The sequence below is a fragment of the Caenimonas sedimenti genome, from assembly GCF_007833165.1.
Classification (GTDB): domain Bacteria; phylum Pseudomonadota; class Gammaproteobacteria; order Burkholderiales; family Burkholderiaceae_C; genus Ramlibacter; species Ramlibacter sedimenti.
The window spans coordinates 124,122-145,170 of the sequence record NZ_VOBQ01000012.1; the positions used below are offsets into that span (position 1 = coordinate 124,122).

25 protein-coding genes are annotated in these 21,049 nt (G+C 67.7%); 5 read left to right on the plus strand and 20 right to left on the minus strand.

Features of this window, described 5'->3' with window-relative positions:
* The first annotated feature begins 152 nt into the window (after positions 1-152).
* Positions 153-851 carry an alpha/beta fold hydrolase gene (locus tag FN976_RS15380; RefSeq protein WP_145893920.1) on the plus strand — a complete coding sequence of 233 codons (699 nt, stop codon included), beginning with the start codon at positions 153-155 and terminating at the stop codon, positions 849-851.
* Positions 852-854: 3 nt separating this feature from the next.
* Here the strand turns inward: FN976_RS15380 and coaD are convergent, their stop codons facing one another.
* The 4 genes from coaD to FN976_RS15400 are packed head-to-tail and all read right to left on the minus strand — an operon-like array spanning position 855 to position 4,757.
* Complete coding sequence (gene coaD, locus FN976_RS15385) at positions 855-1,355, minus strand: pantetheine-phosphate adenylyltransferase (protein WP_145893921.1); 501 nt, start codon at positions 1,353-1,355, stop codon at positions 855-857.
* A 45-nt stretch (positions 1,356-1,400) separates the two neighbouring features.
* A complete protein-coding gene (gene rsmD, locus FN976_RS15390; protein ID WP_432417866.1) occupies positions 1,401-1,964 on the minus strand; it encodes a 16S rRNA (guanine(966)-N(2))-methyltransferase RsmD in 564 nt (187 codons plus the stop codon).
* 9 nt (positions 1,965-1,973) lie between these two features.
* Complete coding sequence (locus FN976_RS15395; protein ID WP_432417867.1) at positions 1,974-3,323, minus strand: M16 family metallopeptidase; 1,350 nt, start codon at positions 3,321-3,323, stop codon at positions 1,974-1,976.
* Positions 3,324-3,338: 15 nt separating this feature from the next.
* Entirely contained in the window at positions 3,339-4,757 is a 1,419-nt protein-coding gene (locus FN976_RS15400; protein ID WP_145893922.1) for a M16 family metallopeptidase, read from the minus strand.
* Positions 4,758-4,786: 29 nt separating this feature from the next.
* Here FN976_RS15400 and ftsY point away from each other — a divergent pair, with 29 nt between their 5' ends.
* Positions 4,787-5,854: a signal recognition particle-docking protein FtsY gene (gene ftsY / locus FN976_RS15405; RefSeq protein WP_145893923.1), complete on the plus strand. Its 1,068-nt coding sequence runs from the start codon at positions 4,787-4,789 to the stop codon at positions 5,852-5,854.
* A gap of 4 nt (positions 5,855-5,858) precedes the next feature.
* Here the strand turns inward: ftsY and cutA are convergent, their stop codons facing one another.
* Together cutA and FN976_RS15415 are read right to left on the minus strand one after the other, a co-directional pair.
* On the minus strand, positions 5,859-6,230 hold the full coding sequence (cutA, locus tag FN976_RS15410; protein ID WP_255440456.1) for a divalent-cation tolerance protein CutA: 372 nt from the start codon (positions 6,228-6,230) through the stop codon (positions 5,859-5,861).
* A gap of 17 nt (positions 6,231-6,247) precedes the next feature.
* Entirely contained in the window at positions 6,248-6,697 is a 450-nt protein-coding gene (locus tag FN976_RS15415; RefSeq protein WP_145893925.1) for a hypothetical protein, read from the minus strand.
* A gap of 204 nt (positions 6,698-6,901) precedes the next feature.
* Here FN976_RS15415 and rpoH point away from each other — a divergent pair, with 204 nt between their 5' ends.
* Together rpoH and FN976_RS15425 are read left to right on the plus strand one after the other, a co-directional pair.
* Positions 6,902-7,837: an RNA polymerase sigma factor RpoH gene (rpoH, locus tag FN976_RS15420; RefSeq protein ID WP_145893926.1), complete on the plus strand. Its 936-nt coding sequence runs from the start codon at positions 6,902-6,904 to the stop codon at positions 7,835-7,837.
* 133 nt (positions 7,838-7,970) lie between these two features.
* Positions 7,971-9,701, plus strand: a complete 1,731-nt coding sequence (locus FN976_RS15425) for a sensor domain-containing diguanylate cyclase (RefSeq protein WP_186510918.1) — start codon at positions 7,971-7,973, stop codon at positions 9,699-9,701.
* Between the two features lie 7 nt (positions 9,702-9,708).
* Here FN976_RS15425 and FN976_RS15430 read toward each other — a convergent pair whose 3' ends face one another.
* The 6 genes from FN976_RS15430 to FN976_RS15455 are packed head-to-tail and all read right to left on the minus strand — an operon-like array spanning position 9,709 to position 14,585.
* A complete protein-coding gene (locus tag FN976_RS15430; protein WP_145893928.1) occupies positions 9,709-10,518 on the minus strand; it encodes a DNA alkylation repair protein in 810 nt (269 codons plus the stop codon).
* 11 nt (positions 10,519-10,529) lie between these two features.
* Positions 10,530-11,111 (minus strand): SCO family protein, encoded by a 582-nt coding sequence (locus FN976_RS15435; protein ID WP_145893929.1) that lies wholly within the window; start codon positions 11,109-11,111, stop codon positions 10,530-10,532.
* 8 nt (positions 11,112-11,119) lie between these two features.
* The gene (cyoE, locus tag FN976_RS15440) at positions 11,120-12,103 is read right to left on the minus strand and encodes a heme o synthase (protein WP_145893930.1); all 984 of its coding nucleotides are present in this window, start codon (positions 12,101-12,103) and stop codon (positions 11,120-11,122) included.
* Positions 12,048-13,196 (minus strand): COX15/CtaA family protein, encoded by a 1,149-nt coding sequence (locus FN976_RS15445; RefSeq protein ID WP_145893931.1) that lies wholly within the window; start codon positions 13,194-13,196, stop codon positions 12,048-12,050. Before FN976_RS15445 ends, cyoE begins: the two co-directional genes overlap by 56 nt.
* Entirely contained in the window at positions 13,196-13,915 is a 720-nt protein-coding gene (locus FN976_RS15450) for an SCO family protein (RefSeq protein WP_145893932.1), read from the minus strand. Before FN976_RS15450 ends, FN976_RS15445 begins: the two co-directional genes overlap by 1 nt.
* The gene (locus tag FN976_RS15455; protein ID WP_145893933.1) at positions 13,860-14,585 is read right to left on the minus strand and encodes an SURF1 family protein; all 726 of its coding nucleotides are present in this window, start codon (positions 14,583-14,585) and stop codon (positions 13,860-13,862) included. The genes FN976_RS15450 and FN976_RS15455 overlap by 56 nt, the downstream gene beginning before the upstream one ends.
* A 24-nt stretch (positions 14,586-14,609) precedes the next feature.
* Between FN976_RS15455 and FN976_RS15460 the strand changes: the two genes are divergently transcribed.
* Positions 14,610-14,831 carry a twin transmembrane helix small protein gene (locus FN976_RS15460; RefSeq protein WP_145893934.1) on the plus strand — a complete coding sequence of 74 codons (222 nt, stop codon included), beginning with the start codon at positions 14,610-14,612 and terminating at the stop codon, positions 14,829-14,831.
* A gap of 45 nt (positions 14,832-14,876) precedes the next feature.
* Here the strand turns inward: FN976_RS15460 and FN976_RS15465 are convergent, their stop codons facing one another.
* The 8 genes from FN976_RS15465 to FN976_RS15495 all read right to left on the minus strand — a co-directional run bounded on the left by FN976_RS15465 (position 14,877) and on the right by FN976_RS15495 (position 21,040).
* On the minus strand, positions 14,877-15,758 hold the full coding sequence (locus FN976_RS15465) for a cytochrome c oxidase subunit 3 (protein ID WP_145893935.1): 882 nt from the start codon (positions 15,756-15,758) through the stop codon (positions 14,877-14,879).
* A gap of 33 nt (positions 15,759-15,791) precedes the next feature.
* Positions 15,792-15,968, minus strand: coding sequence for a DUF2970 domain-containing protein (locus tag FN976_RS15470; protein ID WP_145893936.1), 177 nt, complete (start codon positions 15,966-15,968; stop codon positions 15,792-15,794).
* Positions 15,965-16,525 (minus strand): cytochrome c oxidase assembly protein, encoded by a 561-nt coding sequence (locus FN976_RS15475; RefSeq protein WP_145893937.1) that lies wholly within the window; start codon positions 16,523-16,525, stop codon positions 15,965-15,967. Before FN976_RS15475 ends, FN976_RS15470 begins: the two co-directional genes overlap by 4 nt.
* A gap of 4 nt (positions 16,526-16,529) precedes the next feature.
* Positions 16,530-16,646, minus strand: a complete 117-nt coding sequence (locus tag FN976_RS29205) for a cytochrome oxidase small assembly protein (protein ID WP_432417868.1) — start codon at positions 16,644-16,646, stop codon at positions 16,530-16,532.
* Positions 16,643-18,355, minus strand: coding sequence for a cytochrome c oxidase subunit I (gene ctaD / locus FN976_RS15480; protein ID WP_145893938.1), 1,713 nt, complete (start codon positions 18,353-18,355; stop codon positions 16,643-16,645). The genes FN976_RS29205 and ctaD overlap by 4 nt, the downstream gene beginning before the upstream one ends.
* A gap of 13 nt (positions 18,356-18,368) precedes the next feature.
* Positions 18,369-19,529 (minus strand): cytochrome c oxidase subunit II, encoded by a 1,161-nt coding sequence (coxB, locus tag FN976_RS15485; RefSeq protein ID WP_145893939.1) that lies wholly within the window; start codon positions 19,527-19,529, stop codon positions 18,369-18,371.
* Positions 19,530-19,561: 32 nt separating this feature from the next.
* Positions 19,562-20,038, minus strand: a complete 477-nt coding sequence (locus FN976_RS15490) for a DUF2244 domain-containing protein (protein ID WP_145894076.1) — start codon at positions 20,036-20,038, stop codon at positions 19,562-19,564.
* A gap of 108 nt (positions 20,039-20,146) precedes the next feature.
* Complete coding sequence (locus FN976_RS15495) at positions 20,147-21,040, minus strand: methyltransferase domain-containing protein (RefSeq protein ID WP_145893940.1); 894 nt, start codon at positions 21,038-21,040, stop codon at positions 20,147-20,149.
* Between the last annotated feature and the right edge of the window lie 9 nt (positions 21,041-21,049).

Consider the following 21,049-nt stretch of genomic DNA (forward strand, 5'->3'; position numbering starts at 1 on the left):
CAAGGCGGCCAGCCTTGGCGTCGTCGTGCGCCTAGCCTGGCGCGGTTTTAGGCACGTTCGCATCGTCAAAAATGGCGTTAACAGGCCCTCATTATCCCAGCCATGGCACGATGGAGCCTGCCAGCTCGCCAAACAGCTGACGTATTCATGAAATGATTCCTGCCTTGATCCTGATTCCCGGCCTGGCCGGTGACGCCGCCATGTGGCGCCGTCAGCTGGAAACACTGGCGGCGTACCGGCCCGTCGTGACCGACGTGCAGACCCGGTTCGACTCCATCCCCGCGATGGCCGCTGCGTTGATCGACGAGCATCCTGGACCCCTGGTTCTGTGCGGCGCTTCGATGGGCGGAATGATCGCGATGGAGGCCACGCGCCAGGCACCGGCCCGCGTCGCGGGGCTGGCGTTGCTGGGAACGTCGGCGCGGCCCGAAACCGATGACATGCGTGCCGTGCGCGAGGCCGCGATCGCCCTGTTCGAAGAGGGGCGCGTGGCGGAGGTCATCGAACCCAACGTGCAGTTCGCCTTCCACCCCGACAACGCGCCCCGGCTGGCGGCGGACTATCTCGACTTCGTTCTTCGCGCGGGCGCGGAACAATTGATCCGTCAGAACCGCGCCGTGATCGCGCGGCCGGACGCCCGCACGCATCTCCCTCAGCTGCGCTGCCCCGTGCTGGTGGTGTGCGGTGACTCGGATGTGATCGCGCCGCCGGAGTGCTCGCGCGAGATCGCGCAGCTGGTGCCGCAAGCTCAGCTGGAACTCGTGCCGCAATGCGGTCACATGCTGACGATGGAGCAGCCGGAAGCGGTGAACGCGGCGCTGCTGCGCTGGCTGGAAACCCTGCCTCGTTAGCGCTTACTCGCGGCCCAGGCTCCGGACCTTCTCGACCAGCCGGTGCTGCACGGTGTCGGAGACGAACTTGTCCACCTCACCGCCCAGGATGGCGATCTCGCGCACGAAAGTGCTGCTGATGAACTGGTAGCGGTCGCTGGGCGTCATGAAGACGGTTTCCACTTCCGGCATCAGGTGCCGGTTCATGCCCGCCAGCTGGAACTCGTAGTCGAAGTCGGTCACCGCCCGCACGCCACGCACCATGGCCTTGGCGCCGCGCGCCACCACGAAGTCGCGCACCAGGCCCTGGAAGCCCTCGACCGTGACCTGCGGAAAGGCCGAAAGCGCGTCCCGGGCCATGTCCACCCGCTCCTGCAGCGTGAAGAGCGCCTTCTTGTGGTGCCCCGCCGCCACCGCGACGATGACCGTTCCGAACAACTGCACGGCCCGCCGGACCACGTCTTCATGTCCCAGGGTCATCGGGTCGAACGTGCCGGGGTAGACGGCGATCACATCGTAGGCCATGGAACTCTCCTCAACGCCGGCACTTCAGGCCACTGGTTCGGCGCATTATGCAGTGCGGCGCAGCAGGTGCGCGTGGACCGCGCCGGCCCGCATGTGGCGCGCCGCGGCCAGGCCAAAAGGCGCCAATTCGGCCTCGCCCCAGGCCACCGGCGCTTCGAGATAGATGGAGCCGGCATCGGTGACCAGCGGCGCGGCCGCGGCGAGGGCCTTGTCGAAGAGCCCGGCGTCGAACGGTGGATCCACGAAGACCAGGTCGAACCGGCCCGGCGAAAAGCCCGCCATCACGCTCAGGGCGTTGCCACGCTGCACGCGGACGGCGGCGGCGGACAAGCGCGCCGCCACGGCACGCAGGTTGTCGACCAACTGGGCCTCAGACTCGACCAGCAGCACCTCGGCCGCGCCCCGCGAGGCAGCCTCCAGGCCGAGGGCGCCGGTGCCGGCGAAAGCATCGAGGCAGCGCCAGCCTGTGAGGTCCTGCCCCAGCCAGTTGAACAGGGTTTCGCGCACGCGGTCCGGCGTGGGGCGCAGGCCCGGCTTGTCCGCCACGGCCAGGCGGGTTCGCTTCCACTGGCCGCCGATGATGCGGACTTCGTTGGGCAAACGAGGCAAGGAAAGCCTCTACTGCCGCGCGGGCTGGCCGCCCAGCACGACGCTGACCATGCGTTCCGGCTGCAGCTTGCGCGCGAAGGCGGACTTGATGTCGGCCACGCTGATGCGCTCGACCTGCTTCGTCCACGTGTCCAGGTAGTCCAGCGGCAGGTCGTTCCAGGCGATGGAGGCGAGGTTGTCCAGCAGCTTGCGGTTGCTGTCGATGCGCAGCGAAAAGCCGCCGATCATGAAATCCTTGGCGGCCTTCAGCTCCTGCTCGGTCGGGCCTTCGGTCACGAAGCGCTGCAGGACTTCGCGCGAGACCTGCACGGCCTGTGCGGCCTGGTCCGGCCGCGTCTGCAGACCGAGCGTGAACGCGCCCGCGTGCAGGCCCGGATTGAAATAGCTGTAGACGCTGTAGCTCAGGCCGCGCTTCTCGCGCACTTCGGTGGAGAGGCGCGAGACGAAGCCGCCGCCGCCCAGGATGTAGTTGCCCAGCAGCATGGGGAAGAAGTCGGGGTCGTTCCGCTTGTACCCGGGCTGGCCGATCAGCACGTGGGCTTGCGCCGAAGCGAACGGGATGTTGCGCTCCGCCGCCGCCGCCAGGGTGGGCACCTCCGCCACCGGCGGCAGCGGCGCGCAGCCGCTGTCGGCCGGCAGGCGTGACAGCAAGTCCTTGACGATCTGGTCGGCCTGCGCGCGCGTGACGGCGCCGACCAGGCTGACCTTGGCGCGGCAAGGCTGCACCAGCTTGTAATGCGCGCGCATGTCTTCCACGCTGATGCGGCCCAGCGTGGCTTCCGTCATGTCGTACCCATAGGGATGGCCGCCGTAGACGGCTTCGGCATAAGCACGGCTGGCGATGGTCGCGGGCCGCGTGTTCGCTTCACGGATGGCGGCCGCGGTGCGCTGGCGTTCGCGCTGCCACACGTCACCGGGGAACGACGGCTCGCCGATCTGGCGGGCGCCGAGCTGCACCGCCTTGGCCAGCAGGTCGGGATAGGTGAGGGAACGCAGCGTGAAGCTCATGCGGTCGCTGCCGGCACTGGCGCCAAAGCCCGCGCCCAGGTCGGCCCAGGCCTCGCTCAACTGGTTTTCGTCGAGGGCGGGCTCCCCGCCTCGCGCCGCGAGCCCCTTGGAGGTCATGCTGGCCGTCGTGCTGGCCAGCCCCGCCTTCTCCGCCGGGTCGCGCCGCCCGCCGGCATCGAAATCGAGCTGCACGTCCACCATCGGCAGCGTCGGACTTTCGACCAGCCACACCTGCGCCCCGCTGGGTTGTTTCCATTGCTGGATGGGCAGCGCGGCGAAAGCCGCCGGCACCACCGTGACCAGCGCGAGCGCCGCCACCGCGCGGACTGTCTTCATGTTGATTGCTTGCATGAGGGTTTGCTTCTTTCAGTGGCGCAGCGGGGTGGCCGGCGTGCGCGGCTTGCGGTTCGGGTCGACGGGCAGCGGCAGCAACACGCCGATGGTCAGGCGATCGTCGCCGAAGTACTTGGCCGCGACGGCCTTCACCTGTTCGCCGGTGATCGCGCGCAGGCGTGCGATGAGGCGGTCCCCGGTGTCGAGCGGCAGGCCCATGATCCAGGCGCCGCCCAGCTCGCGCGCCTGGTTCATGACGGAGTCGAGCTTGTACACCTCGGAGGCGATCCAGCGGGTCTTGACGCGCTGCAGTTCGGCCTCGGTGACGCCGTCGCGCGCGACCTTGGCAACTTCGGCGCGCAGGGCCGCCTCCACTTCGGCGGGCGTCTTGCCCGGTGCCGGCACGCCGCTCAGGTGGAACAGCTGCGGGCCGCGGCCCCACAGGCCGTTGCCGGCGCCGACGCTGTCGGCCACGCGGTTCGGCCCTTGCGTCAGCGCGCGATCCAGCCGCGCGCCGCTGTAGCCGTCGAGCACGGCGGCCAACACCGTGAGCGCCAGCGCATCGTCGTTGTCGCCGCCAGGCTCGAACGAGGTCAGCTGCGGCACCTTGAAGGCCATGCCCACATAGGCTTGCTCCGCGGGCGCCTTGAATTCCAGCCGGCGCACGCCGGCCTGCTCCGGCTCGGCGCGAGGCTTGCGCGCGGGCACGGGGCGGGCCTGCAGCGAGCCATAGTGCTTCTCGGCCAGCCGGCGCACGGCGGCAGGGTCGACGTCGCCCGCCACCACCACGGCCGCGTTCGCGGGCACATACCAGCGGCGGTAGAAGTCGCGCGCGTCCTGCGGCGTCATGGCATCCAGGTCGCTCATCCAGCCGACGACGGGGCGGCGATAGGGCGATGCCTGGTAAGCCACCCCACGCAGCTGTTCGTAGAGCATGGAACGCGGAACGTCTTCGGTGCGCTGGCGCCGCTCTTCCTTCACCACCTCGAGCTCGCGCACGAACTCCTCGTCGGCCCACTGGTTCTTCGCGAAACGGTCCGCTTCCAGCCGCATGACGTCCTCGAGCTTGTCGCTGGGGATCTGCTGGAAGTAGCCCGTGGCATCCATCGTGGTGAAGGCGTTCTCGCGGCCGCCCAGTGCCGCCACGCGGCGCGAATACTCACCCGGCTTCACGTCGGCCGTGCCCTTGAACATCATGTGTTCCAGCACGTGCGCCACGCCGGAGGTGCCATCCACTTCGTCCATGGCACCCACGCGCACCCACATCATGTGCACGGCGGTGGGGGCGCGGCGGTCGGGCTTGACGATCAGGGTGAGCCCGTTGGAAAGCGTGAACTGTTCCGCCTTGGCCTGGGCGGGGGCGGGGCCGGTGGATTGGGCCTGGAGGGTGAGAGCGGCCGTGGCAAGGAGGGCGAGAAATGAGAGCGAGCGGAGCCGTTGGAGCTGTTTCATAGAATCCTCTGATTCTAGAAACCCGCGCGATGTTCAGTTTCTTCCGGAAAAAACCCGCACCCACCTCCGCCCCGCCTGCTGCCCCAGCCCCCGCCACCGCCGCTCCCACCGCGCCTCCGGCTGCGAAGACGGGTGGTTTGATCGGCAGCGCGCTGGTCGCGCCGATGGAGGTTCCGGTCGCGCCCGCAGTAGCCCCGGAACGGCAGAGCTGGCTGAATCGCCTGAGCGACGGGCTGCGCAAGACCGGCTCCAGCATCTCGCTGGTGTTCACCGGTGCAACGATCGACGACGCGCTCTATGAAGAGCTCGAAGCGGCGCTGCTGATGGCTGACACAGGCGTCGCCGCCACCGAATTCCTGCTGAACGAGGTCAAGCGCAAGGTGCAGGCGAGCGGTGCCACGAGGCCGGTGCAGGCCAAGAACATCCTGGTGGATGCGCTGACCCAGCTGCTCAAGCCGCTGGAAAAGCCACTGGTGATCGGCGAGCGGCAGCCTACCGTGATCATGGTCGCCGGCGTCAACGGCGCGGGCAAGACCACGTCCATCGGCAAGCTGACGCGGCACCTGGCCGACGGCGGGGCCTCGGTGCTGCTGGCTGCGGCGGACACTTTTCGCGCGGCCGCGCGCGAGCAGCTGGCCGTCTGGGCCGACCGCAACCGCGTGGAGATCGTCAGCCAGGAAGGCGGCGACCCGGCCGCCGTCAGTTTCGACGCCGTGACCGCCGGCCGGGCGCGCGGCAAGAACGTGGTGATCGTCGACACGGCCGGCCGCCTGCCGACCCAGCTGCACCTGATGGAAGAGCTGCGCAAGATCAAGCGCGTGGTGACCAAGGCCGAGGCCACGGCGCCGCACGAAGTGCTGCTGGTGATCGACGGCAACACGGGGCAGAACGCGCTGCAGCAGGTCAAGGCCTTCGACGAGGCCCTGGGCCTGACCGGCCTGGTGGTGACCAAGCTCGACGGCACGGCCAAGGGCGGCGTGCTGGCCGCGATCGCGCAGGAGAAGCCGATCCCCGTCTACTTCATCGGCGTGGGCGAGAAGCTCGAAGACCTGGAGACTTTCAACGCGCGGGAATTCGCCCTCGCGCTGCTGGCCTGAAGGCTCAGGCGCCCGCGGGCATCACCACCTCACCGCGCACCCAGTGCGCGTAGTCCGGCGAGGCAATGGCTCTCCAGCATGTGTACTGCGGCACGTCGTATGGGTGTTGAGCGCCCAGGAACGTGCGCAGCGCCGGCTCGGCTTCGGGGATGGTCTTGAGCGTGAGGCGGATCTCGGTCTCCTCGCAGACCTGGCCCTGCCAGCGGTAGATCGACACCAAGCCGGCATCGAGCTGGACGCAGGCCGCCAGTCGCGCGTCAATCACCGCGCGCGCCAGCTTTTCGGCATCCGGCCGGGAACCCACCGCCGTCGTGACAGTCAGAATTTCCAGTTGTTCACGGTCTTCCATCGCGGCCCACTTCGAGAATGGGTGCATTGTCCGCCGCTGCGGCTTCACCCCGGACGTGGATGCCGCAACAGTTCGGCCGGCATCCCGACCAGCTCTTCCGGCGCGCCCTCGGCGGTGCAGTGCGCCTGGAACCAGAGGCCTTCGAAATGGGTGTGCTCGAGGATCACAGAGGCAGCCACGACTTTGCGGATCTTGCCGTCGAGCACCGGCAGGTTCTGCAGCAGCACCGGCATGACGGGGTCCCAGCGCAGGATGCGGATGTAGCCCGCGAAAGCCACGAAGCCCTTGGGCCCGGTGCCGGATCGGCGGACCCCGATCTCGACACTGTCGGCCGGGACGAGCATGCGGCGCATCACGTCCACGATGATGCGCATGTAATAGTTTTCGATGTCGCTGTGGGTCAGCTCGGACGACAGCGCGGCATGGCCGGGCATGCCGCCACCGGCCAAGGGATCATCCTTCCTGGGAAAGACCCGTCCGATGATGCCCTTCATGTCCCGACCTCCGTGGCGGTGGCGAACCACCGTCTTGTTACAACCTGTTTCCATGGTACTGGAAGCATCCGGGCTTCCAACAAGGGTTACACCTCCGGAACCCCGGGATTACCCGTAATAAGGTATTGTGGTCATGGAACCAGGGCCTTAGCACTCGATCCAACGGAGTGCTAATATTCCCCGCTTCAGAAGGAGTTTCTGCTCATGTCCGCATCCCTTGGAGCTTCCGGCACCACCGCTCTGGCAGTCGCCAGCCCGTGGGCCGTCGTTCCGTCGCTCGGAAACCTGGACGCATACATTTCGGCGGTCAACCGCCTGCCCATGCTGACGGTGGAAGAGGAACAGGAATTCGCGCGCAAGTTCAGGGACGACAACGACCTGGAAGCCGCCGGAAAGCTGGTGCTGTCGCACCTGCGCCTGGTCGTTTCCGTGTCGCGCAAGTACCTGGGCTATGGCCTGCCCCACGGCGACCTGATCCAGGAAGGCAACATCGGCCTGATGAAGGCCGTGAAGCGCTTCGACCCCGACCAGGGCGTGCGCCTGGTGAGCTACGCGCTGCACTGGATCAAGGCCGAGATCCACGAATACATCCTGAAGAACTGGCGCATGGTGAAGGTGGCGACCACCAAGGCGCAGCGCAAGCTGTTCTTCAACCTGCGCTCGATGAAGCAGGGCTTCAAGGACGACGCCGGCGCCGAAACGCACCGCGACACCCTCACCGATGCGCAGATCGACGTGATGGCGCGCGAGCTGAACGTGAAGCGCGAGGAAGTGATCGAGATGGAAACCCGCATGTCGGGCGGCGACGTGGTGCTCGATCCGGGCCCGGCCGACGACGGCGAGGAAGCCTACGGCCCGATCGCCTACCTGGCCGACGCGACGCACGAGCCGACCGCGATGCTGGAGAACCGCGAGCGTGACACGCTGGCGACCGATGGCATCGCCACCGCGCTGGAGCAACTGGATGCGCGCAGCCGCCGCATCGTCGAAGAGCGCTGGCTGAAGGTGAACGACGACGGCTCGGGCGGCATGACGCTGCACGAGCTGGCGGCCGAGTACGGCGTGTCCGCGGAACGCATCCGCCAGATCGAGTCGGCTGCCATGAAGAAGATGAAGAAGGCGCTTGCCGAATACGCCTGACGTGCCAAACGCACCACACGAGCCCGGTTCTCCCGGGCTTTTTCATGGGCGTCCCGAACGCTTGCGGGCATATGTCACACGTGCGCCGGATCCACGAAGCGGCTCACTGTAACAATCGGTGATGGCTGTTGGCATGCGAGCTTGGTGGACAGTGCTGTTGTGGCTGGTGGGCGGTGCCCTGGCCGCGACGCTGGCACGGGATGCAGCCGCTTCGTCCGGCGCGGTTCCGGCCTCTCCGCCCGTGGTGCTGGATGCGACGCCGCGCGTGCTGCCGCTGGCCGGGCTCAGCCGCTACTGGATCGATCCCAAGGGCGACCAGACCATCGATGGCCTGGAGGTCGCGGGAGATACGATTCCCTGGAAGCTGACGCGCACCGGCCAGCAGGAGCGCCTGGACGGTGGGCAGGCGCTCTGGATCCAGTTCGACGTCGCCGCGCGCCACGGGCGCTGGTATCTCGAGATCCCGAATGCCGGGCTGGACCGGGCCCAACTCTTCTACCGCGATGCGAGCGGCGCCTGGGCCATGCAGCAGACCGGGGACCATCTGCCCTTCCATGCCTGGCCGGTTCCCGGCCGCGTGCCGACCTTCGCGCTGGACGACGACCCGAACCGGACCATCCGCTACTGGGTGCGGATCGAGCACGACCGGGTGGACTTTTCAGCGCCGCTCCTGATCTACGACCAGGCCACATTGATCGCGGAACGCGAGCGCGAACAGTTCCTCCTGGGCGCCTACTTCGGCCTGGCCGCGATGATCGCGCTGGCGGCGCTCGGCAGCGGCGTGGTGTATCGGGACAAGTGCTTCCTGAGCTATGCGGTCTACGTGTTCTTCCTCGGATCGGGCCAGCTCGCCCGCCTGGGCATCACCGGCCAGCACCTCTGGCCCGACGCCTTGCTGTGGAATCAGATGGCGGCCACCGTCCTGCCCGGCCTCTCGACGGCCGCGGCGCTCTGGTTCATGAAGGTGGTGGCCGAACCGGCGCGTTTCTCGCGCGCCCTCGACCTGGCCGTGTGGGCCTTGATCGCGGCCATGCTGGGCGCTGTCGGCGTCGACGCGGTGGTGGACACGCGCGACAGCCTCAAGCTGCTCCTCGCGCTGGCGGCGGTTTCGATCGCGGCCGTGGCAGGCCTCATCATGCTGGCCTGGGCCGCGGGGGACAAGGGCATCCGGCTGGTCGCCCTCGCATTCCTGCCTCTGCTCGTGCTGGCGCTATTTCCCATCGCGCGCAGCATGAATCTGATCCCCAACAGCCTGCTCACGCGCTACGGCGTCTTCATCGGCGCGATGCTGGAGATGCCGATCCTCTACTACGCGCTGAGCGTGCGCAGCAACCGCCGCCGCGAGGGCGAACTACGGGCCGCGGCGTTGTCGCACACGGACGCGCTGACCGGGCTCGCGCATCGCGCCGGCATGCTGCAGCGCCTGCAGACGGTGCTGGCGCGCGCGCGCAGCCAGAAGCAGTCCTGCGCGCTGCTGGCCGTCCGCATCGCCAACATCGACGCCATCCTGCAGGAGTTCGGCGCGGCCACGGTCGAGAAGGCGCTGGTGGTCGCGGCTTCCCACCTGCGGCGCGCGGCCACCGACATCGACCTGGCGGCACGCATGGGCCCGAACGAATTCGCCCTGCTGATCGAAAGCCCCACCTCCGCCACGCTGGCCGGTTCGCGCGCCCAGCAACTCGTGGCGGACGGGCTGCGGCTGGCGCCCGCGCTGCCGGGCGGCGTGACGCTGAAGTTCCATGTGGCCGTGGCCATGTTGCCGCACGCCGAACTCGACGCCGAGGAAAGCCTGCGCTGGGTGCTGGATGCGGTCAATGACATGCCTCTCGACACGCGCAAACTGATCCGCACTCTGAATTTCTAGGGCCTGTTCAGGCATCGATGCTGCGCAGTGCGCGCCGCGTGATGTAGTGCGTCGCGGGCGGCACGCGCCCGCGCGTCCAGCGTTCGCAGACCTCGCGCACCCAGTCGGGTTGCGTCTTGGCCGCATCGTTCAGCCAGTTGGCCACCGAGTTCTGCACGTACCGGCTTTCGTCGGCCCGCAGGGGCTCGAGCAGGGGCAGCGCACGCCAGGGCTCGGCCTTCAGCTGCTCGATCTGCGCGCACCACACCCCCCGCGGCCGTGTGGCTTCGCTGGCGAAGCGGCGGATGTTGGCGTCGGCGTCCGTGACCCACGGCCGCAGCAAGGCCACGGCATCATCCACATCGCCGGCGATCTCGTCGCGCACGGCCATCCACGCCATTTCGCGCACGCCGAAGTGGGTGTCGGCGGCAAAGCGCCGCACCGCGCGCAGCTTCTCTTGCAGCGTCTGCCCGGAGAAGACCAGCCATTGCGCCGCCCAGGACCGCGCGACGTCGCTCGGATGCGTCGCCAGTGCGTGGGCGACTGCGTCGCGATCGGCGCGCGCCGACGCCATGTCGTACAGGGCGCGCGCGATGTGCGCGTGGCGCCGCACCGGCTTGAACGCCGGCAGCATCGCCAGCGTGTCGCTGAGGCGCTCTGCCCGCGGCTCCAGCCCGATGGCCGCGGCGACGTTCGTGGCCAGCCGGGCCAGGTCGAGCGCCAGGAATTCGTTCAGGTTGACCGTCGGGATCGCGCCCGCGTTGAGCGCATCCACCACCTCCGGCGGGATCAGCGCGATGCGTGCCGCGCCCTTGCGTCCCAGGAGGTGCTGCACCATGGCCGTCGCCGTCAGGCCTTCAGCAGCAGCTTCAGGTCGTCCGCCAGGGCTTGCGCGCCACTGCCGTAGCGGGTGTACAGGCGCAGCCTCCCCTGCGGGTCGTAGACGAAGCTCGCGGCCGAATGGTCCATCGTGTAGCTGCCCGGCGTCTTGCCCTCGACCTTCTTGTAGTAGACCTTGAAGTCTTTCGCCATGGCCGCGGTCTGTTCGGGCGTGCCGCGCAGGGCGACGAAGCCGGGATCGAAGTTCGCCATGTAGGCCTTCAGCACGTCCGCGGTGTCCCGCTCCGGGTCCACCGTGACGAAGATGCCCTGCACCTTGGCGCCGTCCGCGCCCAGCAGCTTCTTCGCCTGAGCCAGCTCCGCCAGCGTGGTGGGGCAGACGTCCGGGCACTGCGTGAAGCCGAAGAACACCACCACCACCTGGCCGGCGAAGTCCTTCAGGCTGCGCGGCTTGCCGTTCTGGTCCGGCAGGTTGAAGTCGCGTGCGTACTCCGCGCCCGTGATGTCCACCGAGCGGAAGGAAGGCTTGCTGTCCATGCAGGCGGCGGCGGCGAGCGCGAGCCCGGAGAGAAGGATGGTGCGGCGGTGCATGGTCTGGCTCACAGCAGATAGTGATCGATCAGGAGCGCCGCGAACAGGGCGCTCAGGTGGATGAGGGAGAAGCGGAAAGTCTCGCGCGCGAGCGCATCGGAGTACTCGCGCCACAGCCGGAAGCTGTACCAGGTGAAGCCCGCGCTCAGCACCACGGCCGCGGCGAGGTACAGCCACGAACTCATGCCGTAGGCGAAAGGCATCAGGCACGCCGCGAACAGCACCAGCGTGTACAGCAGGATCTGCAGCCGCGTGAACTCGTTGCCGTGCGTCACCGGCAGCATCGGGAGGCCCGACTTGCGGTAGTCCTCCACGCGGTACAGCGCCAGCGCCCAGAAATGCGGCGGCGTCCACAGGAAGATGATCAGGAACAGGATGAGCGCTTCCGGACCCACGGTCCCGGTCATCGCGGCCCAGCCCAGCACCGGCGGCATGGCGCCGGAGGCGCCGCCGATCACGATGTTCTGCGGCGTCAGCGGCTTCAGGATGACGGTGTAGATGACGGCGTAGCCGATGAAGGTCGCCAGTGTCAGCCACATGGTGAGCGGATTCACCCAGGCGTAGAGGATCCACGAACCGAGCGAGCACAGGGCCGCCGAGAACACCAGCGCCTGCAGGTCGCTGAGTTCGCCCTTGGCCGTCGGCCGCCAGGCGGTGCGGCGCATCTTCGCGTCGATACCCTTCTCGACCAGGCAATTGAACGCGGCGGCCGCGCCCGCCACCAGCCAGATGCCGAAACAGGCGATGGCAGCCCGCGCGATTTCACCTCTGCCCGGCAGACCGGGGACCGCCAGCACCATGCCGATCAGCGCGCAGAACACGATGAGCTGCACGACGCGCGGCTTCGTCAGCGCATAGAACTGGCGCAGGGTCGCGGTCACTGGACGACCCTTCGCGCTGCGCGCTGCGGGATTCGCCTTGGGGCGGCCCGGCGGCTCATGCGGAGACCTCGCGCCGGCGCACCCGCTCGCCCGCGCGAACCGGGGTTGCACGACTTTCGCAGACGGCCCAGGTGAACACGATCACCAGGCCGGCGGCGCCGGCCGTATGAGCAACGGCGGCTACCAACGGCCAGCCCAGGACCACATTGGACAGCCCGGAAGCGAACTGCCAGAGGGCCAGCCCCGCCAGCCAACGCGCCTGGCGATGGAGGGGGCCCCGCCACAGCCGCCAAGCCAGCGCCAGCAGTGCGGCGAAAAGCACGTAAGCGACCAGACGGTGGCTGTAGTGGATGGCGGTGAGCGCGGCGAAGGTGACATGCTCCCCGCTCCCTGCCTTGCCCAGTTCGCGCCACAGCTCGAAGCCCTGGCGGAAGTCCATTGCTGGCCACCAGGCGCCCTGGCACGCCGGGAAATCACTGCAAGCCAGCACAGCGTAGTTGGTGCTGACCCAGCCACCCAAAGCGATCTGCAGCCAGAGCAGCCCGAACGCCGCCAGCAAGGCTGCACGCTGGTTCCCCGGCAGCAGTTGCGGCCCGGTCCCGCGCTGCGCCTGGGCGTAAGCCACCGCCTGCAGGCACAGCAGCGCGAGCCCCAGCATGCCGCCCAGCAGGTGCAGGGTGACGATGGCCGGGAACAGCTTCATGGTGACCGTGAGCGCACCGAAGGCACCTTGCAGGCAGACCCACACCAGGGTGAGCGCAGGCCACCAGGGGCTCACCGGGACCCCGCGTTTGCGTTGCATCCACGTCGCCACCGCCAGGGTGAGGATCAGCACGCCGACGCCCGTGGCCAGGTACCGATGGACCATCTCGATCCAGGCCTTGCCGTGCGTCACCGGGCCCGTCGGCATCTGCGCCTGGGCCTGGCTGATCTCGGCATGCGCCCCGCTCGGGCTCGCGTTGCCGTAGCAGCCCGGCCAGTCGGGGCAGCCCAGGCCGGAATCGGTGAGGCGGGTGAAGGCGCCGAACAGCACGAGATCGAATGTGAGGAACAGCGTCAGCACCGTCAGTGCGGCCAGGCGCTGCGCCGGCGCGGCCTGCTTGTTGCGCAGCCACACCCACGCGAGCGGGCCCAGCGCCACCGCGATGCCGAGCAGCATCAACTGGAGCACCGGCGCGAGGTCGTAAAGGGGCTGCGTGTCCATCAGCGGCCCGGCTTGTCCCAACCGGCGGAACCGCGCATCAGGCGCTCCAGGTCCTTGCGGACTTTCGCCGCATGCGCGGCGTCCTGCCCGGGCGGGAAACGCATCATCCAGTGACCCAGCGGGTCGACGACGTAGAGGTGGTCCGGCAGGGCTTGGCCCGGCGCAGGCTGCAGCCATTGCGCGAGCTGCGGGCCGTCGACGCGGACCACGGTGGCCTGCGCCAGCGCCGCCTTCAAGGCGTCCCGCGGCGCCACACCATCGGACACCAGCCAGACCCAGTCCAGCCGCTCCTTGTCCTTGCCCAAGCCTTCACGCAACTGCCGCTGCAGGTACAGATGCTTCTCGCAGGCCGCATCGCAGCCCCCGCCGGCCACGCTGACCAGCAGCCACTGCCCCTTGAGCGACGGCAGGGCCACCGTCTTCCCCTGCAGATCGGTGCCGGTGAGGGCTGGCACCGGCCGTTGCGGCTCGATCAGCTCGCCGAAATTGCGGCGGCCCTCCGGACGGATGACGTAGTAGGTGAGATAGGACGCGATCACCGGAGCGGCGCAGACCAGCAGCACGGCCAGCATCTTCCAGCGGCCGGTGGCGGTGCGGCGCGCGTCCTCCAGCGCCGCTTCCTGTGGCACAGGCAGCGAATGCACAGTCAGCCCCAGCGGCTGGTCATGCACCGGGGGCGGCTCGACGGCGGCGGGGGACGATGAATTGGAACCAGACATAGAGGATGGTGATCAGGCCGCTCATGGCCCACCACTGGAAGGCGTAGCCGTAGTTCTTGTCCGCGCCGGTCGCGGGTTGCGGCCAGTCGCGCAGCAGCCCTTCCGACGGCGCGCCGGTCTGCTGCACCGACAGGGGCAGCAGGGGCAGGCCGGTTTCGGCCCGGAAGCGGCCCAGGTCGAGATTTTGCCGGATGGCGCCCTTCTCTTCCTGGTCGAATGCATATAGCTTGGCGGGCGGCGGGGCCAAGCGTCCGGCGACCTCGACCTCGCCGGCCGGCGTCTGCACCGTGGGCAGGCGGTCACGCTGGCTGAAATCGCGCTGCACCCAGCCGCGCTGCACCAGGACCACGCCGCCGGAGCCGGCCAGCCGCAACGGCGTCACCACATAGAAGCCCGGCCTGGCCCGCATCTGCCGGTTGTCGAGGTAGATCGTGCGCTCGGGCACCCAGGCCCCCCGCAGCACGACCCGGCGATGCAGCAGGTCGCCTGGCGCGGACGCACCCGCCCACGCATCAGCCGCCACCGGCGGCAGGGCTTGGCGCGCCTCCATCGACTGGTGCAGCGCGATCTTCTCCTGGGCCCGCCCCCACTGCCAGAACCCCAGCCCCAGCGTCACGGCGACGCCCAAAGCAGCCGCCAGCGCGATCAGCCCCGCTTTCACGCCGCGCATGCCTGCCCGCCGATAATCGGGGCCATGACGTACCTCGTGGTCCTTGCGTTCGTGGCCATCCTCGGCAGCCTGGCTTCGGCCCTGTATTTCATGATGAAGGACGGGCAGGACGGCAAGCCGAAGACCAGCAACATGGCGCGCGCGCTGGCGTTCCGTGTCGGCTTTTCGATCCTGCTGTTCGTGTGCATCCTGCTCGCCTGGAAGTTCGGCTACATCCAGCCGACGGGGATTCCGCTCTCGAAATAAGAAGGGCCGCGCAAGCGGCCCTTTCTCGTCGGGGTCCGGTCCGGCTCAGAGCCAATAGACCAGAATGTAGAGGCCCAGCCACACCACGTCCACGAAGTGCCAATACCAGGCGGCGCCTTCGAAGCCGAAGTGCTTGTCGGCCGTGAAGTGGCCCTTCATCAGGCGCAGCGTGATGAACAGCAGCATCAGCATGCCGATGAACACGTGGAAGCCGTGGAAACCGGTCAGCATGAAGAACGTCGAGCCGTACGCGCCCGAGGTCAGCTTCAGGTTCAGGTCGCTGTAGGCGTGGAAGTATTCGTAGCCCTGCACGAACAGGAAGACCAGGCCCAGCAGCACGGTGAGCCACATGAAGGCGATCGTGCGGCCGCGGTGGTTTTCGCGCAGGGCATGGTGCGCGATCGTCAGCGTGACGCCCGAGGACAGCAGCAGCGCCGTGTTGATCGTCGGCAACCAGAACGGCGTCATCGTCTGGAAGGGCTCGATGATGCCCGCCGGGGACGCCGTTGCGCCGACCCCGCGGCTGGGCCAGATCGCCTTGAAGTCCGGCCAAAGCAGCGAGTTGTCGATGCCGCCCAGCTCCGGGACGGAATGCGCGCGCATCCACCACAGCGCCGTGAAGAAGGCCCCGAAGAACATCACCTCGGAGAAGATGAACCAGCTCATGCTCCAGCGGAACGAGAGCTCGATCTTGCGGCCGTACTGCCCGCCTTCGCTCTCGCGGATGGAATCGCGGAACCACTGGAACAGCACGCCGAACAGCCACAGCAGGCCGAAAGCGAACGAATACACGCCCCAGTCGGCGCCGTTGATCCAGTTGGCGAGCCCGAAGAACAGGAAGAACAGCCCGAAAGCGGCGAACGCCGGATGGCGCGAGGGCTGGGGGACGAAGTAGTGCGGCGTGGTGCCGTGGGCGCTGGCGCTCATCAAAGACTCCTGATTCTCGATTCTTGCAATTCTTCAGACGATCCAGTTGACCAGGGCGATGAGGGCTCCGACGAACAGCGCGACGGCCACCAGGGCCACGGCGATGATGTGGAAGGGATTCAGCTTGCCCAGGTCCTTTTCGTATGCACTTTTCTTGCGGATGCCCAGAAACGCCCAGGCCACCGCCTGGACCGTCTCGAGCAGTTTCATAAGGGCGCGGGCGGCGTCTTGGACCCCACCTCGAAAAACGTGTAAGACAGCGTGATGGTGGTCACGTCCTTCGGCAGCTTGGGGTCGATCACGAAGGCCACCGGCCATTGCTTCTTCTCACCCGGCGCCAGCTGGTACTGGTTGAAGCAGAAGCACTCCAGCTTGTTGAAATGGGCGGAAGCCTGCCGCGGCGCGTAGCTGGGGATGGCCTGGGCCGCCATGGCCCGGTTCTGCACGTTCTGGAATTCGTACATCACCGTCGCCAGCTGGCCCGGATGCACCTGGATCGATGCGAGCGCGGGCTTGAACTGCCAGGGGCCGCGCGCGTTCGCGTCGAATTCCACCGTGATCGTCCGGCTCTTGTCGACCTGCGAGTTGGCCGCCGCCGTCGAGGCGCCCGGCACCTGCTTTTCGCCCAGCGCCAGGATGTTGATGCCGGTGATCTCGCAGATGTGCTTGTAGATCGGGATCAGCGCATAGCCGAACCCGAACATGCCCACCGCCACCACGGCGAGCTTGCGCACCATCTTCAGGTTCTCGTCGCGCCGGGCCGTCATCGCTTCAGCGCCCCATCAACCAGGTCTTGGCGATGAAGCCGACGAAGAAGATGACCACGATGGACGCCAGGACCAGCGCCATGCGGACGTTCTTCTTGCGTTGCTCGTCGTCGGCCATCATGCGGCTTTCGGCGCCTCCGGGGCGACGTGCACGGCTTCCTTGCGCTCCGGCTGCACGCGCGTGTCGAGAATGCGCGTCGCGGTCGCGTCCAGGCGCGGGGGCGTCTCGAAGGTATGGAAGGGCGCCGGCGACGGGACTTCCCATTCCAGGCCTTCCGCACCCTTGCCGTCCGGGTCGTTCCACGGGCGTTGCGGGGCGGGCTCACCCTTGCCGCGCATGCAAGGCAGCACGACGAAGAAGAAGAAGTACACCTGCGCGATGCCGAAGGCGAAGGCGCCGACGGAGGCGATCGCGTTGAAGTCCGCGAACTGCATCGGGTAGTCGGCGTAGCGGCGCGGCATGCCGGCCAGGCCCAGGAAGTGCATCGGGAAGAACGTGACGTTGAAGGCAATCAGCGTCCACCAGAAGTGGATCTTGCCGCGGCTTTCGACGTACATCACGCCCGTCCACTTGGGCATCCAGTAGTAGACACCCGCGAACATCGCGTAGAGCGAGCCGGCCACCAGCACGTAGTGGAAGTGCGCCACCACGTAATAGGTGTCCTGCAGCAGCAGGTCGATCGGGGCCATCGCCAGGATCAGGCCGGTGAAGCCGCCCATCGTGAACACGAAGATGAAGCCCACGGCGAACAGCATGGGCGTCTCGAAGGTCATCGAGCCCTGCCACATCGTCGCGATCCAGTTGAAGATCTTCACGGCCGTGGGCACGGCGATCAGCATCGTCGCGTACATGAAGAACAGCTGGCCGGTCACTGGCATGCCGGTCGTGAACATGTGGTGCGCCCACACGATGAACGACAGGATGGCGATGGACGACGTCGCGTAGACCATCGAGGCGTAGCCAAAGAGGCGCTTGCGGGCGAAAGCCGGGACCACCTGGCTCACGATGCCGAACGCCGGCAGGATCATGATGTAGACCTCGGGGTGGCCGAAGAACCAGAAGATGTGCTGGTACATCACCGGGTCGCCGCCGCCGGCGGGGTTGAAGAACACGGTGCCGAAGTGGCGGTCGGTCAGCGTCATCGTGATCGCGCCGGCCAGGACGGGCATCACGGCGATCAGCAGGTAGGCGGTGATCAGCCAGGTCCAGGCGAACATCGGCATCTTCATCAGCGTCATGCCCGGGGCGCGCATGTTGAGGATGGTGACGATGATGTTGATCGAGCCCATGATCGACGAGGCGCCGAGGATGTGCATCGCGAAGATGCCGGCGTCCATCGACGGGCCCATCTGCAGCGTGAGCGGGGCGTAGAGCGTCCAGCCGGCGGCTGGGGCGCCGCCGGGCATGAAGAACGAGCCCAGCAGCATGATGCCCGCGGGCACCATCAGCCAGAAGCTGAAGTTGTTCATGCGGGCGAACGCCATGTCGGGCGCGCCGATCTGCAGCGGGATCATCCAGTTCGCGAAGCCCACGAAGGCCGGCATGATCGCGCCGAACACCATGATCAGCCCGTGCATGGTGGTGAGCTGGTTGAACAGCTCCGGGTTCACGATCTGCAGGCCGGGCTGGAACAGCTCGGCGCGGATCAGCAGCGCCAGCACGCCGCCGAACATCAGCATGAAGAACGCGAACAGCAGGTACAGCGTCCCGATGTCCTTGTGGTTGGTCGCGTAGACCCAGCGCCGCCAGCCGGCGGGCGCGTGGTCGTGGTGGTCGTCGTGGGCGTGATCGCCGGGGGCGTGGCCGTGGGGATCGAGAACTGCGCTCATGGTTTACCTCGTCTTACTTGCCACGCTGAGCCAGCACTTCGGCGGGCTGCACGAGCTGCTCGGTCTTGTTCGACCACGTGTTCTTGGTGTAGCTGATCACGGCCGCCAGATCGGTGTCGGACAGCTGCTTCCAGGCGGGCATGGCGCCCTTGCCATTCAGGACAATGGCGATTTCCTGGCTCTTGTCGGCGGCCAGCACGATGGGCGAACCGTCCAGGGCCTTGATGGGGCCGGCGCCCTTGCCGTTGGCCTGGTGGCAGGCGGCGCAGTTGTTGGCGTAGACCTTTTCGCCGCGCGCCACGATGTCGGTCATGGTCCAGACCTTGGTGGGGTCGTCCTGCTTGGCCGCCATTTTCTTCTTCTCGCCATCGACCCACTTGCTGTAGTCGGCGGCCGAAAGCACCTTCACGTGGATCGGCATGTAGGCGTGTTCCTTGCCGCACAGCTCGTAGCACTGGCCGTAGAAATCGCCGGTCTTCTCGCTGCGGAACCAGGTGTCGCGCACGAAACCGGGGATGGCGTCCTGCTTCACGCCGAAGGCGGGGATGCCCCAGGCGTGGATGACGTCGTTGGCCGTGGTGATGATGCGGATCTTCTTGTTGACGGGGACGACCATGGGGTTGTCCACCTTCAGCAGGTAGTCCGTGGGGATGTCCGCGCCCTTGGCGCCGTCGTTCGAAATCTCGCGGTGCGTGCTGTCCAGCGTCGAGAGGAAGCTGACGCCCTGACCTTCGCCGGACAGGTAGTCGTAGCCCCACTTCCACTGGTAGCCGGTGGCCTTGATGGTCAGGTCGGCGTTGCTGGTGTCCTTGGAGGCGACCAGCACCTTGGTGGCGGGCAACGCCATGCCGATCACGATCAGGAAGGGGATGATGGTCCAGATCACTTCCACCGTGACCGACTCGTGGAAGTTGGCGGGCTTGTGGCCGACCGACTTGCGGTGCTTCCAGATCGAATAGAACATCACCGAGAACACGGCGATGAAGATCACGATGCAGGTGATCAGCATGAACCAGTGCAGCCAGGAGATTTCCACCGCGATGCGGGTGGCGGCCTCGTGCAGGTTCAGCTGGCGCACCGCGGGGCCGCCGGGAAGGTCCTGCACGGCGTGGGCCGTGCCGGCGCATGCGGCAGCCGCCGCCGCCAGCGCTCCGAACTTGGAATTACTCGTCATCGTTTTCAGCCTCAAGCCTTCAAAAATCCGTTTCATTCCTCGCGCAGCGCCTGGCGGATCTCGCGCGCCAGCGCGGGCCGCAGTTCCGGCCGCAGGTAGCGCCCCACGGTCATCCGGCGGCCCTGCCCCGACACCTCGATCAGCGAGCGGTCGTCCGCGGCCGGCTCCACCCGGACGCGGTCGCGGTCGAATTCCGCCCGCTCCAGCCGGCCCGCGTTCTCGAGCTCCACCACCAGCCGCCGCCCCTGCAGCGAAATGTGCTCACCGTCGGCCGCATGGCGCGCATACGCCATGAAGGCCAGCCCCACCGCGGCCAGCTCCAGCCAGGCGAAGGGAAGGATCAGCAGCGCGCCCTGGAACCAGAAGAACGTTCCGATCCCGAGCGACACGACGCAAAGCGATCCGTAGACCCAGCCCAACTGCGCCGGCGTCACAGAACAGTTCCGCCTCAGGAACCAGTGGATGTTCTGGCCCTGGACAGTGGCGAAACGGAAGACGGGGTTCGGCACAGGCGACGCACGAAAAATCAACCGCGCATTGTATCCGTTGTGCCCGGGGGCCTTCCCGCCGGGTCCGCCGGGGTGAACCCGCGAGCAGGGGGAAAACTACGCTGAAATCTACCGCCGGACGCCCCGGTCGGATTGCAGCATCGCCCGCATGTCCCGCAGGGAAACCGCGCTCTGCTCGCTGACCCGGGCCCGCGGGACCGGCTTCAGGGCATGGCCGTAGATCACCTCGAACGTCAGGTGGAGCCGGCCATCCTCGCCGCGCAGCCCTTCGGACAAGGCGGCTTCCAGGCGTTGCCGCCAGCCGCGGCCGCGCAGCGCCGGGAAGCGTTCTGGGTGCAGGTTGGCGCCCAGCTCCCGCAATTCCGCCAGCAGGCGTGCGGGTGTCTCGAAGCTGAGGGTCAACCGCTCCATGTCCATCACCGGTTCGGCGAAGCCCTGGCCGACCAGCATGTCGCCCCAGTCGTGCATGTCGGTGAATTCGTGTCCCGGCGGTGGCCAGCCGGCCTGGGCATAGACCGCACGCAGCTCGCGCAGGGTGTCGGGCCCCAGGCAGGAAAACATCAGGAAGCCATCGATCGCCAGCGCCCGGTGCCACTGCGCCAGCAGTGCCTGCGGGTCGGCCACCGTGTGCAGCTGCATGTTGGCCCAGAGCATGTCCAGCGAATCGTCGGGGGGCACATCGAAAGCCAGGGGCGGGCCACCCAGACGGCGCCACCACGGCCTGGCGAGGGCCGCGCGGGCGGCCTCGGCGTGCCGCGCCTGGTGCTCCACCACGTGGCACGCGGCCGCCGGGTAGCGCCGCGCCACCAGTCCATGCCCCTCCAGGCCGCCTCGGGCCGGCTGCCAGTCGGCCCAGGCACGCGGCGTCCGCTTGATCCACTGCAGGCGGTCCTCCATGCGGCGCGCCACCTCTTCGTGCAGCCAGGGGGACTGCGGTGGCGCGGCTCGCTCCCAGCGCGCGGCCGCGGCGGGCGCGATGGTGGGTGGACGTTCTGCTGCCATGGGGCGCCG